Annotated in this window: 13 protein-coding genes; 9 read left to right on the top strand and 4 right to left on the bottom strand. The window is 47.7% G+C overall.

Going from position 1 to position 12,840, the window contains the following annotated elements:
- Window positions 1-2: 2 nt before the first annotated feature.
- The 3 genes from ELR70_RS25855 to ELR70_RS12400 are packed head-to-tail and all read right to left on the bottom strand — an operon-like array spanning window position 3 to window position 2,784.
- Complete coding sequence (locus ELR70_RS25855) at window positions 3-809, bottom strand: aldehyde dehydrogenase family protein (RefSeq protein WP_347232135.1); 807 nt, start codon at window positions 807-809, stop codon at window positions 3-5.
- A 54-nt stretch (window positions 810-863) separates the two neighbouring features.
- The gene (locus ELR70_RS12405) at window positions 864-1,865 is read right to left on the bottom strand and encodes a 4-hydroxyproline epimerase (protein ID WP_054013907.1); all 1,002 of its coding nucleotides are present in this window, start codon (window positions 1,863-1,865) and stop codon (window positions 864-866) included.
- A 4-nt stretch (window positions 1,866-1,869) separates the two neighbouring features.
- Window positions 1,870-2,784, bottom strand: coding sequence for a dihydrodipicolinate synthase family protein (locus ELR70_RS12400; protein WP_054013908.1), 915 nt, complete (start codon window positions 2,782-2,784; stop codon window positions 1,870-1,872).
- Between the two features lie 203 nt (window positions 2,785-2,987).
- Here ELR70_RS12400 and ELR70_RS12395 point away from each other — a divergent pair, with 203 nt between their 5' ends.
- The 3 genes from ELR70_RS12395 to ELR70_RS12385 all read left to right on the top strand — a co-directional run bounded on the left by ELR70_RS12395 (window position 2,988) and on the right by ELR70_RS12385 (window position 6,188).
- Window positions 2,988-4,253 carry an FAD-binding oxidoreductase gene (locus ELR70_RS12395; protein WP_054013909.1) on the top strand — a complete coding sequence of 422 codons (1,266 nt, stop codon included), beginning with the start codon at window positions 2,988-2,990 and terminating at the stop codon, window positions 4,251-4,253.
- A 22-nt stretch (window positions 4,254-4,275) separates the two neighbouring features.
- Complete coding sequence (locus tag ELR70_RS12390; RefSeq protein WP_054013910.1) at window positions 4,276-5,490, top strand: Xaa-Pro peptidase family protein; 1,215 nt, start codon at window positions 4,276-4,278, stop codon at window positions 5,488-5,490.
- Window positions 5,491-5,999: 509 nt separating this feature from the next.
- Window positions 6,000-6,188, top strand: coding sequence for a hypothetical protein (locus tag ELR70_RS12385; protein ID WP_054013911.1), 189 nt, complete (start codon window positions 6,000-6,002; stop codon window positions 6,186-6,188).
- 77 nt (window positions 6,189-6,265) lie between these two features.
- Here the strand turns inward: ELR70_RS12385 and ELR70_RS12380 are convergent, their stop codons facing one another.
- Entirely contained in the window at window positions 6,266-7,498 is a 1,233-nt protein-coding gene (locus ELR70_RS12380) for a hypothetical protein (RefSeq protein WP_054013912.1), read from the bottom strand.
- Between the two features lie 443 nt (window positions 7,499-7,941).
- Here ELR70_RS12380 and ELR70_RS12375 point away from each other — a divergent pair, with 443 nt between their 5' ends.
- The 6 genes from ELR70_RS12375 (at window position 7,942) to ELR70_RS12350 (ending at window position 12,677) form a co-directional block, all read left to right on the top strand.
- Window positions 7,942-9,078 (top strand): PQQ-dependent sugar dehydrogenase, encoded by a 1,137-nt coding sequence (locus ELR70_RS12375; protein WP_054013913.1) that lies wholly within the window; start codon window positions 7,942-7,944, stop codon window positions 9,076-9,078.
- A gap of 234 nt (window positions 9,079-9,312) precedes the next feature.
- Window positions 9,313-10,260: an ADP-ribosylglycohydrolase family protein gene (locus ELR70_RS12370; RefSeq protein WP_235577048.1), complete on the top strand. Its 948-nt coding sequence runs from the start codon at window positions 9,313-9,315 to the stop codon at window positions 10,258-10,260.
- A 303-nt stretch (window positions 10,261-10,563) separates the two neighbouring features.
- Window positions 10,564-11,034 (top strand): DUF3291 domain-containing protein, encoded by a 471-nt coding sequence (locus tag ELR70_RS12365; RefSeq protein WP_054013915.1) that lies wholly within the window; start codon window positions 10,564-10,566, stop codon window positions 11,032-11,034.
- Window positions 11,035-11,086: 52 nt separating this feature from the next.
- Window positions 11,087-11,623, top strand: a complete 537-nt coding sequence (locus ELR70_RS12360; RefSeq protein ID WP_054013916.1) for a DUF1697 domain-containing protein — start codon at window positions 11,087-11,089, stop codon at window positions 11,621-11,623.
- Between the two features lie 211 nt (window positions 11,624-11,834).
- Window positions 11,835-12,134: a DUF3088 family protein gene (locus ELR70_RS12355; RefSeq protein WP_054013917.1), complete on the top strand. Its 300-nt coding sequence runs from the start codon at window positions 11,835-11,837 to the stop codon at window positions 12,132-12,134.
- A 111-nt stretch (window positions 12,135-12,245) separates the two neighbouring features.
- Window positions 12,246-12,677 carry a GNAT family N-acetyltransferase gene (locus ELR70_RS12350; protein WP_054013918.1) on the top strand — a complete coding sequence of 144 codons (432 nt, stop codon included), beginning with the start codon at window positions 12,246-12,248 and terminating at the stop codon, window positions 12,675-12,677.
- Window positions 12,678-12,840: the final 163 nt, after the last annotated feature.

Below are 12,840 nucleotides of genomic sequence, written 5' to 3'. Positions count from 1 at the left end.
GCCTAATTCGCCATACAGGGGATCACTTCTTCACGCTGATGAATGGTCTCTAGCAAAGCCTTAGCTACATTCAGCGATCCGGTAAAACCGACCGCTTTAACCGCTGCAGCACCAACCAGTTGATGGGAGAGTGCATAGTCTGCGCCCTGGATCATCGAAAACACGCCATCTGGCATTTGGCACTCGTGAATGGCACGCTCAATGGCGCGCGTCATTAACTCGCTGGTACCCGGGTGTGCGGTATGGCTTTTCACAATCACTGGACAACCCGCGGCCAGTGCAGCGGCCGTATCACCACCTAATGTTGAAAAAGCGTAAGGAAAGTTAGATGCACCAAAAACCGCCACCACGCCGACAGGCAAATAACGCAACTCAGTGGCAGGTTTAGGTAAGGGTGCTCGGTCTGGATCTGCGGGGTCCTGACGTGTCAGTGCCAGTGGTGCCAGGTCCTGTTCAAGCGCTGCTGCAAATGCGTTGAGTTGATTTACCGTGCGCATCCGCTCGCCTTCCAGTCTGGCTCTGGGTAGCCCAGTTTCCAGCATTGTGGTTTCAATCAGACCATCACCCAGCGCAAGGACCTCTTCGCCAATTTTACGTAAAAAGGCTGCACGCTGTGCATACGCGATACGGCGATAGGTTTTAAATGCGGTTTGCGCTTTGGAAATTGCGTCGTTCAGCTGCGCATGATCGGCATTAAAAAATGGCTGATGATGTCTTTCATTAGTTTGCGGGCAAAACGCAAAAAACTGCCCATTGCCTGCATTGCCGCACCATTGCCCGGCAATAAAACTCTGTCCTGTCAAAGTCATGGCTGTCTCCTTAAGACAAATGGTGTGAACAGGCTGACTTCAGCCTGTTCACGGTTAAAGCACCTGAAACCCGAATGCGTATGGGTCGTCGTCATCCACGGTAATACAGTTATGCCCTGTCACACGGGCCCAACCCTGAATGCTGGGCAATATGGCACTGTGACCGGCGATTTCTGTGGTGCCCTCTATGCGACCAATAAACTGGCTGCCAATGTAGCTTTCGTGAATAAAGTCCTCGCCACTTTGCAGTGCGCCTTTTGCAAACAGCTGAGCCATGCGCGCACTGGTACCGGTGCCACACGGAGAGCGGTCTATCGCTTTGTCACCATAAAACACCGCGTTGGCGGCACTGGAATCAGGCTGATTGGGCTCACCTGTCCACAACACATGAGAGGCACCGCATACAGTCGGATCGAGTGGATGTACACAGGCAATCTGTGCGTTGACGGCATCACGGACTTTAGGGCTCATCGCCAGCAACTCAGCAGCGCTCGTCGCATGTGTGCCTTTAAAATTGCCCTGAGGTTCAACAATAATGTAAAAATTCCCCCCGTAGGCAATGTCGACCTGCAGCTCCCCAATTCCGGGAACTGAGATCACCTCATTCCGGTGTGCCAAGAATGCGGGAACATTAAACAGCTTGACCCATTCCACCTTGCCATCGCGCATCGAGTAATATGCGTCGACCCGCCCGGCTGGGGTATCTAACCTGAGGCGTCCGGGTTCTTTTGGTGTTACCAGCCCCTGCTGCAACGCAAATGTCACGGTACCTATGGTGCCGTGCCCGCACATGGGCAAACAGCCAGAGGTTTCGATGAATAAAATAGCTACATCACCGTCTGCTGTGGTAGGTGGATACAAGAATGACCCCGACATCATGTCGTGCCCTCTGGGCTCAAACATCAGTGCACGGCGGATCCAGTCATATTCGGCCAAAAAGTGCTGGCGTTTATCGCTCATGGTCGCGCCTTGGAGCTGTGGATGTCCACTGGTTACCAGCCGTACCGGGTTGCCGCAGGTGTGCCCGTCAATGCAGAAAAATGTTCCCTTATTCATAGGCTTAATCCAGATTAAACTTACTTAAATCAATCCGGTTAGTCAGTGCCTCATCATACAAACGACGTACATAGGCTTTCTCATCTTGGGTCAGCGGTAAACGCGGAGAGCGCGTCACTTCACTGCCGCGCCCGGCCAGTTGCTCTGCATATTTGATGCACTGTACCAAAGTTGGGATAGTGTCCAGACGTAGCAAAGGTAAGAACCAGCGCCACAGCTCACGCGCTTCTTCGTAACGGCCCTGCTGAGCCAGCTTGTAGATAGCAACAGATTCACGGGGAAATACATTTGTCAGACCAGAGATCCACCCGGTAGCACCCAGCATTAAACTTTCCAGTGCGATATCATCTACCCCGCCGAACACCACATAGCGATCGCCAAAGGCCGAAAATAATTCGCTGATCCGGCGTGTATCTTCTGTTGCTTCCTTCACTGATACAATATTGGCTTCTTCAGCAAGGACTTTCATGCCTTCAATTGAGACATCCACGCCATAGGTCACCGGGTTGTTGTATATCATGACAGGCAAGTTGGTGTTGCGTGCAACCTGCTGATAATGGTGGATAGCCTCTCGCTCTGTAGAGCGATAAACCATGCCGGGCAGTACCATGTAACCGTCAACACCGATTTCTTCAGCGTCGCGCACAAACTCAACAGCCAGTGCTGTGGTCGTTTCGGCCACACCCGAAATCACCGGTACTCGTCCTGCAACCACTTCTTTTGCTGCACGCAATACATCGCGTTTTTCCTCAGCACGTAGCGAGCAGTTTTCACCCACTGTGCCTAATACAATAATACCGTGCACCCCTTCTTCAATCAGGGTGTTGATCATCGCTTTGGTGGTGTCAAAGTTGATGCTTTCGTCGTCATTAAACTGGGTCGTTACTGCGGGATAAACACCCTGCCAATCTACTTTCATGATAAGTCCTCTGCTTAGTTTGTGCTTGCCATCATAGGTATATTGTATACAATAATCAATATCCAAATTTAAGAAAATTGCCAGAACGTCAAAAATCGAGGCAAACAAATTGGTAAATCAATGAAAATAATATGGTTTATTTTTTGGTTAGCTTTGCAGTGGCATCTGGTTGATAACATGCAATCTGACAAACGAGAATAACAATGACACATTCACTTCAAATTGCAGTTGTGGGAGCTGGTGTAATTGGCTTGTGTAATGCCTTACAACTCGCCCGTCAGGGACACAGCGTCACGCTGTATGACCCGGCTGGTATTGGTGAGCAGTGTTCGCGAGGTAATGCCGGCCATTTCGCAACAGAACAGGTATTTCCGCTGGCTGACAAAGCCCTGCTGCCACGTTTACCTATAATGCTGCTCGATAAGCTCAGTCCTTTGCGCATTGATCACAAATACTTTGTTAAAGCGTTTCCCTGGCTGAGCCGCTTTTGCCTGAATATGCTGCCGGGCCGGTTTAAGCGTCATACCCGGGCTTTGCGGGCACTCAATGAAGCCGCCTTAGCCGCGTTCAGGCGGCTTTTGCAGGAGGACTTTGAGAGCAATATCAACCTGCGTGGCAGCCTGCTGACCTTTGAACATGACAGAATCAAAGAGATCTGCGCCATACAGCATAAATACCAGCAACAAGGGGTTGCCGTTGAGTTGCTGGACCGCACGCAACTCTTTGCGCTGGAGCCAGGTCTGAGCCGCAGTATTCACTACGCGCTTTACTTTACTGAAGTGGGCCATACCTCCGACCCTTATCAGCTAAGTCAGGCTTTATTTGAGCAGTTTACAGCGCTGGGAGGAAGATTTGTAAAGGCGGAAGTGTGTGCTATCACTCCTTTGGAAAATGGTTCAAACAGTCCTGACCAGGCTCAGGTAAAACTAACCACACAGACACACAGTTGTCGCACCTTTGACCGGCTTGTATTGGCCACCGGAGCCTGGAGCAAAACGCTGTGTGCTCAGCTTGGTTATAAACTGCCTATAGAGGCAGAGCGTGGTTATCATAATATGCTGCCTGTCATCAGTGGCCTGAGCCGTCCCGTGGCCTCTGCCGATCGCCAGTTTATAATGACCCCCATGCAAAATGGTCTGCGCCTGGCAGGCACCGTGGAGTTTGCAGGCCTGGACACCCGCCCTAACTATGAACGCGCAGAGATGTTACTGACTCATGCACGAGCCATACTCAAGGACAACGACGCCTTGCAACAGGGCGAACACTGGATGGGGCCGCGGCCCTCACTGCCTGACTCTTTGCCGGTAATAGGGCAAGCACCAGATCATCCAAACATTTACTTTGCCCTGGGACATCAGCATCTGGGTCTGACTCAGGCCGCAATCACCAGTGAGCTCATCGCACAGAGCATTGCAAATCAACCAACAACGCTGGATATTGGCCCCTACAGTATTGCGCGTTTTCAATAACGAAAAACAAACAGGAATCATTATGAAAGGCATAGGTTACCAAAATCGTGAAGCCGCACTGGCCGCACTGACAGATATGACGCAGGATGTGGTTGCGATTAAACCCGAGGAGTATTTGCATCGCATAGAAACAGCGCAAGCCTATATGCGTCAGCACAAAATAGCAGCTATTTATCTGAATGCTGGCACCAATTTAAAGTATTTTACGGGTTTACAGTGGTATCCGAGCGAGCGTATGGTCGGCGCCATTTTGCCAGCGCAAGGCGAAATACAATTTATAGTACCGTTTTTTGAAGTCGGTTCCATAAAGGACTATCAGGTAATTGAAGGCCCAATGCATACCTGGCAGGAAGAGCAGTCCCCCTATAGCCTGCTAACCAAGGTACTGACCGAGCTGGGCATTGCACCGGATGCGACGCTGGGCATTGATGAAAGCGCCGCTTTTTTCATCGCTGATGGCATTCGTCGGGCCGGGCCTGCGCTCAACCTGATCAACGCCAAATGCGTCACGGCCCATTGTCGCATGCATAAGTCTGACTCAGAACTGGCCCTTATCCAGCGAGCCATGGACATGACGCTCGCAGTGCACAAAGCCGCAGCCTCAATACTCCATGAAGGGATCACCACCACTGAGGTGGAAACCTTTATCAATGAAGCGCACCGTAAAGTCGGAGCAACCGGCAGCTATTTTTGCATTGTATTGTTTGGCACAGCCACGTCTTTTCCGCATGGCGTAAAAGATCCGCAGACGCTCAAACAGGGCGATGTTGTGTTGATAGATACTGGCTGTAAATTACAGGGTTACCTGAGCGATATCACCCGCACTTACGTGTTTGGTGAAGCGACTGAGCGCCAGCGCACTATGTGGCAGCACGAGAAAAATGCGCAGCTTGCTGCGTTTGAAGCGGCTCAGCCAGGCTCCCCATGTGGTGATGTCGATTTAGCCGCTCGCAGCTATCTTGCCGCACAAGGACTGGGACCAGATTATCAGTTGCCGGGTTGTCCACACCGAACCGGACACGGTATTGGCCTGGACATTCATGAATGGCCTTATCTGGTGAAGGACAATCCAGAGCCTCTGGCACCGGGTATGTGTTTCTCTAATGAGCCAATGTTGGTACTACCGGGGGAGTTTGGTATTCGACTGGAAGATCATTTTTATATGACACCAGACGGGCCAAAGTGGTTTACCGAACCTGCACACACAATTGATGATCCATTCGGTCTTGATAGCTAACCACTGTCCGGCGCTGCGTGACTCGCAGCGCTATCCTCAGCTTACGAGGAACAACTCCGTTTTGATACTCTTGGCAAATAAAGCAACTCGCTCATACGTCAAACAGCATCAGACCCATAGTTAACCCAAACTCTGAGTTGCACGCACGACATCAACCTCCCCGCGCCATCAAAACAGTGTCAGAAAAACTACGTAATAACCTGTAATTACTGGATATATTTTTATTTAGTAAAAATGTTTGATTAATTAATTTTTATACGATTTAATAATACCAATCCGCATAGTTCTGTTGCCAATCTTAAGACGAGTTAATCTCGGCGATAACGAGGCAAGAATTTTTCTATACAGGTGTTCTAAATGAGAAATTTTTAACACTGTTATCGACAGATTTAACCTCTCCAATTGGTTATGCATTATTGCGGATTGCTATAACTCAGGCAGCGCATTACTCCAACCCAAAAAAGACGCTGCCAAATACAATTAAATACCCATATCAACAAGGAATAAATATGAAACTAACGGTTAAAAAAACCCAGCTAAAGCGCTTATCTAACAAGCAAAATACCCTGCCACAACAGGCGACTCCACAGATTGCGGGTGGCCACCAGGGCGCCTCAATCTCAGCAGGCATTTTGTGTGAGATCACATCACTGGTGAATTGCTCAGGCGAATGCTCATTGGTGGTTTGCCCACAGTAGTCATTAGCCAGCCACCTCTGAGCACCAGGCACAGAGGTGGTTGATAAAGTTCAGGACTCCAAAACTAGTAACTTGCTTCAGAAATAGTAGCCGATGTTTACATTGAAACGGCGCTCAACGTCATCGCTGTCACCGACCAGTGTCCCGCCAACGAAGGGTTGATTTTTGGCATGTACCAAATCGATATAGGCAAATACAGGGCCTGCCGCCACAGCCATACCTGTGATATTCATCCAGGTGTTTGCGCTGTCATCAGACTTACCATGCATTAAGCCAAAGTCATTATAAACGGTCAGCTCGGTTAGCGGCCCAAACTCAACCTGCCAGTCATAAGATACGCCCATAGTCGTCGACGCAGCCTGTGCCGCGATGGTGTCGTACATCGCATTCGCAGCAACCGCAATCTGAGTAAATTCATCGACCTGATAGTCGTACTCGGTGTGTTGAAAATGGACATACCACTGGTGATATCGATTAGACGCATGCACAGCCCAGGCCTGATAATCGCCGGCCCGGGAGATTCCATTGTCCAGACCGCCATGCAGCGCAGAGAATCCGAGCTGGGTAGTACCAAAGGCATGATCCAGCTGGTAGGCAAACCGCCCTGCCAGAGTGTCATACTCAGCCAGCTTTTGTTCAGGTGTATCGTAAACCCCCTCACCTGCAGCGCGCAGACCAACGATGTCCACCGAATAACGGTCTTTGCGATCTTCAGCCGCACCATCTATCCCCCCGTGGTCGTCGTTTTTGAAAAAGGCCAGCTCCAGTTGCCAGTTATCCTGCATAGTGCGTTTAAACACCAGACCTAAATCATAATCCTCCTCCAGACCAACGAAATAATTGGGTGTCATAAAGTAGCTGTGTGATGCAACCGGCGTATTACCAAATGGTACAGGAGCCAGGCCGAGCTGAGCCAGCCAGTGAGGTGTGATGTCGTAGTCCAGGTAAGCAAACTTCACAACGCGCATGTAGTCATGAAATCGCACTTCCGCATTGATACCAATATCCGCAACCTTACCTGACAAATTAATACGAGCCAGATCAAAGTCGATGTCACCACCACGACGCTCACTGTCCTGATCGTAGGAGTTCATACCATAGTTAAACCGAATAGCTCCGCCTACCTTTACACCCTGCTCAGCAGGTTTATTATCTGCTTCTTGTTGTGTTTCAAGCTGTACCACTTTTTGCTGCAAATGAGCAAGTTCACGTTTAAGCGTACCTAACTCAGTCGCATTAATATTAAAGGAGGCAGAGCCAATGATCAGGGAGCTCGAAAGCAAAATAGTATGTCGGGAACTAAATGACATAAAGACACATTCCGGGGTAAAGCTAAAAAATTCGCGCAAGCCTATATGACAACGCTGACACGTTCAAATTAAAGAATTTCACCCGAATGTAAGGGATGTAAAACACTGTGCAATGGAGGTTTCAGTTTGTAAATTCTGTAGTGAAAATGCAGTTATGCTGTTTTATCTTCTTACCTAAAACATCAAGAGAACCAAGAATAATAAATTTAATTATCAATTACTTATATAGTCCCCTTGAGATATCGCCTTCATTAAAGTTAGCGAATAGTTACCAGTAAGCGGTTTATTGGCAATTCTGAGCCATTTTTAGCCCAGAAGAATTGTTCGAGCAATTTTCACCCGCTCTGATCGCTGGCAACCTGCCGCTTACCGCACCCAGTGACATTTTTGACCAAAACACGCTAATCTGTGAGCCTCTTTCTGTCGACTTAAGTTGAGCAAGCATGAAGAAAACATTAAACAACATTGCATTAAGCTTATTTTTTATCTCTGCCCAGAGCGTCCAGGCGGTTGAGCCTCAAACTATCCCTGTTGCAAAGAGCGCTGATAACTATCAGCTGGAACTGGTTGCGAGGGGTATTCAGATCCCCTGGGGAATGGTGTGGCTAAACGACAAAGAGCTGCTGGTCACCGACAGATCGGGGCAACTTCGCCTTATCAAAGAGGGCAAGCTGGTCGACAAACCGATCGAAGGTGTGCCAGAGGTACACGCTGAGCGCCAGGGTGGCCTGCTGGATATCGAGATAGACCCTGACTATAGCAAAAACGGTTGGATCTATTTTTCTTATTCCGGCTTTGAAGGCGAAGAAAAAGGCAGCAATACGTCTATTATGCGTGCACGCCTCAAAGATATGAAGCTGGTTGATAAGCAGTTAATATTTGATGGTTTTCCAAATACCAAGCCTTCTTTTCATTTCGGCTCTCGCATTGAGTTCGACAAAGATGGCTATCTGTACTTTTCGATTGGAGACAGGGGTAACCGGGACGTGCACCCGCAGCGCTTAGATCATGATGCAGGTAAAATTCATCGTATCAATGCCGACGGCACTATCCCCGATACTAACCCATTTGCAAAACAAAAGGATGCGCGTAAAAGTGTGTACTCCTACGGCCACCGCAACCCGCAAGGTATGGCTATGCACCCCAAAACGGGCGAGATTTGGACCCATGAGCATGGCCCTCGGGGTGGCGATGAGATCAATATCATCAAGCCGGGCCTGAACTACGGCTGGCCTGTGATCACCTACGGAATTAACTATAACGGAACAAAGATCACCGACGAAACCACCCGAGATGGAATGCAACAACCTAACTGGGTATGGGTTCCTTCTATCGCACCATCTGGTATGGAATTTATTACCAGCGACAAATACCCACAATGGCAAGGCCATCTGGTTGTCGGTTCAATGAAATTCGCCCATCTGGTGCTGGTTGAACTTGACGGCAATAAAGTGGTTGGCCACAGTAAACTCTTCGAGGGCGCCGGCCGTGTGCGCAGCATAGCGACCCACCCCAACGGTGATCTTTACCTGGGAATAGATGGCAGCGGGATCTATAAAGTGATACCCAAAGTCAAATAAGCAGCAATACTCTCATCCCGGCCACAGAGCCGGGATTTTTTTGATTTACCATGCACCTATCAGTGAAGGTATTGACCTACGTCCGCCACTTTTTATCGCTATGTTGGCGCAAAGCTTGCCACTTACCACACAAGACTTTGCTAAAAGGTTATTTTACAACGGCATTAAATAGACGAGGCTAAGGCCTAGGTATTTTTGGATATAACCCCATATAGATTAGGAGGTTCGCGTTGGTTGGAAGTAAATTTGATGCAGGGACAAAGAGATAACTTACAAGATAGAGTAATTGGCTCACTAGTCGGTCTAGCGTGCGGCGATGCTGTAGGGACTACATTGGAATTTGCAACAAAGGGAACATTTAAACCATTAACAGATATGATTGGTGGTGGCCCCTTTAACCTAAATAAAGGGCAATGGACTGACGATACATCAATGGCACTGTGTCTCGCCCACAGCCTTCTGGAAAAACAAGGATTTGATGCAAAAGATCAAATGGAGCGCTACTGCAAATGGCATAACCATGGCTACATGAGCAGCACTGGCAGGTGTTTTGATATTGGTATAACAGTATCCCGTGCCTTACGACAGTACCAGATCACTAACATCCCGTTCAGTGGCACCACAGACAAATACTCTTCAGGTAATGGTTCAATCATGAGATTGGCACCCATTCCTATTTACTACTTCTCAGATATCAATGCTTGCATGCTATATGCACAAGAAAGCTCTCGCACAACGCATGGCTCTCCACTATGTTTGGACGCATGCCGTTTATTAAGCTACCTTATCCGCAAAGCGTTCACGTCTCAGTGTAAAAATGACATCTTTGAACAGATCCCCGGTCATTTCTGTAGCGAACTGGATCCGGTTACCACTTTTAACTTTAAGGAGCTGGATTACTCGGTGCTGACAGGCAGTGGGTATGTTATCGATAGCCTGATATCCGCTCTTTGGTGCTTTTATCACAGCAATACTTTTAAGGAGTCCATATTACTTGCCGCAAATATTGGCAATGATGCCGACACAACAGCGGCCATATGTGGTCAAATTGCCGGCGCATTTTATGGATTCAATGGTATTCCAGTAGATTGGCGAGAATCCATTACAATGGCCTCTGATATAAAACAACTCGCCTCAGATCTATATAAAGCAGGAATAAATAATGGTGCTTTTGCCAGTTAGACCCAAGTGCCCTCCAGCTCTTTGTTTTTGAATTCACATAATAAACCAGCAACTGCAGACTATACTGAATGCAATAAACGAGAACATTGGCGCATTTGAACGGTGCTGTTCCCGAAGAGTTCGTCGGCCAAATACAACCCACTTTATTGTCTTGCTTAACAATCCTACAAAAACAGTATTGGTATGGCCCCAAAAGATTCGCCCTTGTGTTCCTGAAAAACAACCTTATATCCTCTATTGGTAGTGAATAAAAAAACATCAATTGCCATATCAAGACTTACAGGAACCTCAAGGAGCGCACACATGAAATTGGCCCAGTTAAATATAGCTAAAGCAAAATACCCGCTGGATGCCCCCGAGATAAAAGACTTTGTCGACAACTTAGAGCTGGTAAATGGTATTGCTGAAGACAGTGAGGGATTTGTCTGGCGACTGCAAGACGAATCGGGCGATGCAACACACATTCAGATGTTTGACGACCCCAGTATTATCGTCAATATGTCGGTGTGGGAGTCTGTTGATGCACTTAAAAACTTTATGTTCCGAACCCATCATCGTGAATTTATGCGCAGAAAAAGCGAATGGTTTCATCGCCTGGCCGAAGATACCTATGTGCTGTGGTGGATTGAAGATGACCATATACCGACGCAAGAAGAAGCATTGGCGCGTCTGATACACTTGCGACAAGAAGGAGATACTCCCTATGCCTTTACATTTAAGACTAACTTCACAGCATCGGAAGCGGCTATTTACTCCAGGGATGCACGGGGTTAGCACGCATAGGGGTATGTCATTTAAAAACAATAAGTAAAAAAGGACCAATCGTATGAAATATGTGTGCCTGATGCGTGGAATTAACGTTAGCGGCCAGCGAAAAGTAAACATGAAAACGCTCTGTACGCAACTCGCTGAACTTGGGATGGATAATGTCAGCTATTATCTGCAATCTGGTAATCTGCTCTTTGACACCTTGCTGACCAGTTCAGAGATCAAAGCTACTATCACACAATTGCTTGGTGATGCCTACGACTATCAGGATGTCGATCTGTTCCTGTTTACCTTTGATGCACTGCAAGCCATTTACGATGAGATGCCTACATTTGATTCTGATCAGGATGAAAGCAAAAGCCACTTCACCTTCCTCAATGACACACCTGATACCACCCTGACTGAGCAGATGGACGACCAAGCCTTCTTGCCAGACCAATATCGAATCTGTGGCACTATGGTTTACGTCTATTGCCCCAACGGATATGGCAGAACCAAAATACACACCAATTTTTTTGAGCGCAAACTTAAAGTCAGAGCCACCACCAGAAACCACAAAACGGTTGCGACCTTACTGGATAAACTCAGAAGCTAACGGACGCCATTTAACTGACCCCTCATTAACACGGCAAGACTGGCGAGCAGGTCGTGCTTGATAAATTGCTCGCCTAGATCAATGGTTTGAGCACTACATAATGACTCATGGATACAGTGCCTTAACTCGTCATTCGTCGAATAAACAGACACTTTTGGCATTAGTTGATGTACTCTATCCCACAAAACAGGACCTTTAGTAAGGAGTTTAGGTGAAACCCATTTTGTTTGTACTCAACATGCCCTTCGAAGATGGGCCCGGAAAAATGTGGGTATGTTCCCACTGTGCCATGATTGAAGGCGCACTGGCTGTAAACCACCACTGGGCAGATAAGGTGGATGTACGTCGTATTGATTTTGCAAAACCAAGAAAAGCGGTAGTTGAACTACTAGGCGAAGACAATCAGTGGTTACCTGTGCTTATTATGGACAATAAAAAAACGCTCACACAACCTGAAGCAATCATTAATTATCTGGCTGAAACCTTTGGAGGCGCGGCAGTTCACCCTTAACTATGCCTTGTTCAACCTGTTACCCGCACTCAATGTTTAAATACTCGATAAAAACATGCAGCTGTTACGGCAGGTATCACACTGTGAAATCGAGACTTTAAGGAAAACCATATGACCGTAATTATCAGGGAACCGCAAGCATCAGACTCAGAGGCAATTCACCAAGTCTCTCGCCATCTGGGTTATACCGAATTATCTCCCTCAGAGGCATACGAAAACCTGCATGCACTACTCAACTCTCCTCAGGACAAGCTCTACGTTGCACAGCGCAATGGCCTAATCGTGGGCTGGATACATGTGTTCTACGCTCGGAGATTGGCATCAGCCGGCTTCTATGAAATCGGAGGGCTAATTGTGTCTCCTGACGCCCAGGGGCAAGGAATAGGCCGAAAGCTGGTTAACCATGTGCGTACGCAACACCGGGGAACAGTCAGAGTTAGGTGCAACATGTTAAGAAAAGATGCACATCGCTTTTACGAATCAATTGGGTTTAACAATAACAAAGGTCAGTTCGTTTTTCAGGCAGACGCCATAAGGGAGTAATAGCTTAATTACCGCCCGGATATTCACCAAAAAGTAAAATAACACTGCCAAATTAAAGTAACGCTCAGGTACATATGACGCAATGATATGTCTGACGAGAAAACAGCTAAGTATGTGTTCAAATCACTTAGGATAAACGTGCCATACTTAATTGACCTTTAAA

It is taken from the genome of Pseudoalteromonas sp. R3 (assembly GCF_004014715.1).
GTDB lineage: Bacteria > Pseudomonadota > Gammaproteobacteria > Enterobacterales > Alteromonadaceae > Pseudoalteromonas.
The sequence above is the reverse complement of the archived record's forward strand: the minus strand, read 5'-3'. Positions and strand labels throughout refer to the sequence as shown.

Coding starts and splice junctions, on each gene's coding strand:
- ELR70_RS25855 (WP_347232135.1), bottom strand. CDS start 809: ATGACTTTGACAGGACAGAGTTTTATTGCCGGGCAATGGTGCGGCAAT.
- ELR70_RS12405 (WP_054013907.1), bottom strand. CDS start 1,865: ATGAATAAGGGAACATTTTTCTGCATTGACGGGCACACCTGCGGCAAC.
- ELR70_RS12400 (WP_054013908.1), bottom strand. CDS start 2,784: ATGAAAGTAGATTGGCAGGGTGTTTATCCCGCAGTAACGACCCAGTTT.
- ELR70_RS12395 (WP_054013909.1), top strand. CDS start 2,988: ATGACACATTCACTTCAAATTGCAGTTGTGGGAGCTGGTGTAATTGGC.
- ELR70_RS12390 (WP_054013910.1), top strand. CDS start 4,276: ATGAAAGGCATAGGTTACCAAAATCGTGAAGCCGCACTGGCCGCACTG.
- ELR70_RS12385 (WP_054013911.1), top strand. CDS start 6,000: ATGAAACTAACGGTTAAAAAAACCCAGCTAAAGCGCTTATCTAACAAG.
- ELR70_RS12380 (WP_054013912.1), bottom strand. CDS start 7,498: ATGTCATTTAGTTCCCGACATACTATTTTGCTTTCGAGCTCCCTGATC.
- ELR70_RS12375 (WP_054013913.1), top strand. CDS start 7,942: ATGAAGAAAACATTAAACAACATTGCATTAAGCTTATTTTTTATCTCT.
- ELR70_RS12365 (WP_054013915.1), top strand. CDS start 10,564: ATGAAATTGGCCCAGTTAAATATAGCTAAAGCAAAATACCCGCTGGAT.
- ELR70_RS12360 (WP_054013916.1), top strand. CDS start 11,087: ATGAAATATGTGTGCCTGATGCGTGGAATTAACGTTAGCGGCCAGCGA.
- ELR70_RS12350 (WP_054013918.1), top strand. CDS start 12,246: ATGACCGTAATTATCAGGGAACCGCAAGCATCAGACTCAGAGGCAATT.